The sequence below is a fragment of the Mitsuokella multacida DSM 20544 genome, assembly GCF_000155955.1.
Lineage (GTDB): Bacteria > Bacillota > Negativicutes > Selenomonadales > Selenomonadaceae > Mitsuokella > Mitsuokella multacida.
The window spans coordinates 397885-399078 of record NZ_GG697141.2 but is presented as its reverse complement, the minus strand read 5'-3'; the positions used below and the strand labels follow the sequence as shown (position 1 = coordinate 399078).

Here is a 1194-nt window from a genome sequence, read left to right as displayed (position 1 = left end):
TCGCAGGTCAGCATACTGCGGTGAATACGTTCCCGGGCCTTGTACACACCGCCCGTCACACCACGGAAGTCATTCACACCCGAAGCCGGCAGGCTAACCGTAAGGAGGCAGCCGTCTAAGGTGGGGGCGATGACTGGGGTGAAGTCGTAACAAGGTAGCCGTATCGGAAGGTGCGGCTGGATCACCTCCTTTCTAAGGAGTAAATGGACGGAAGTCCATGACTCTGGTCGGTCATCTGACTGTTGCATTGTCTAGTTTTGAGAGAACAACCTCTCAACAATCCAATATACCATAATGGGGGCGTAGCTCAGCTGGGAGAGCACCTGCCTTGCAAGCAGGGGGTCAGGAGTTCGATTCTCCTCGTCTCCACCATTATGGGCCTATAGCTCAGCTGGTTAGAGCGCACGCCTGATAAGCGTGAGGTCAGTAGTTCAAGTCCACTTAGGCCCACCATTAAAAAACAAAATGGTATTTGCACACTGAAAACTACACAGAAGAAATGAAATGTATCGAAATCATCGAGTCGCACGACAGTGTGAACAGAATGGTTAGAACGAACATTTTAGGATTCAAGCATAGACATCATATTGACATATGAAACCTATGGCATAACAAATAGTTAAGCTACAAAGGGCATATGGTGGATGCCTAGGCGTTCCGAGCCGATGAAGGACGCGATAAGCTGCGATAAGTCATGGGGAGCCGCAAGTAGGCTTTGATCCATGGATCTCCAAATGGGGCAACCCGGTACGAGTCATGTCGTACCATCCGAAAGGAAGGCACACCCGGTGAACTGAAACATCTAAGTAGCCGGAGGAAGAGTAATCAAACGAGATTCCCTCAGTAGCGGCGAGCGAACAGGGAAGAGCCCAAACCGGACGTCTTCGGACGACCGGGGTTGAGGACCAGCATCAAGGGAAGGCAAGATAGTCGAACAGTCTGGGAAGGCTGAGCATAGACGGTGAAACTCCGGTAGACGAAATCTTACCCAACGGGCTGGTATCCAGAGTACCACGAGACACGTGAAACCTTGTGGGAAGCAGGGTGGACCACCATCCAAGGCAAAATACTACGGAACGACCGATAGCGCATAGTACCGTGAGGGAAAGGTGAAAAGAACCGCGGGAGCGGAGTGAAATAGAACCTGAAACCGTATGTCTACAAGCAGTCGAAGCACTTTATATGTGCGACGGC

General features: G+C 51.1%; 2 tRNA genes and 2 other annotated features (1 of these 4 only partly in view). Both genes read left to right on the top strand.

From position 1 onward, the window contains the following. Positions 1-72, bottom strand: a sequence feature (23S ribosomal RNA rRNA prediction is too short); it reaches 473 nt to the left of the window's first position. A gap of 224 nt (positions 73-296) precedes the next feature. Continuing rightward, positions 297-372 (top strand) — tRNA-Ala (locus MITSMUL_RS01925). A 4-nt stretch (positions 373-376) separates the two neighbouring features. Then, positions 377-453: transfer RNA gene (locus tag MITSMUL_RS01920), tRNA-Ile, on the top strand. Between the two features lie 178 nt (positions 454-631). Further along, positions 632-1160: a sequence feature (23S ribosomal RNA rRNA prediction is too short), on the top strand. Positions 1161-1194 lie beyond the last annotated feature (34 nt).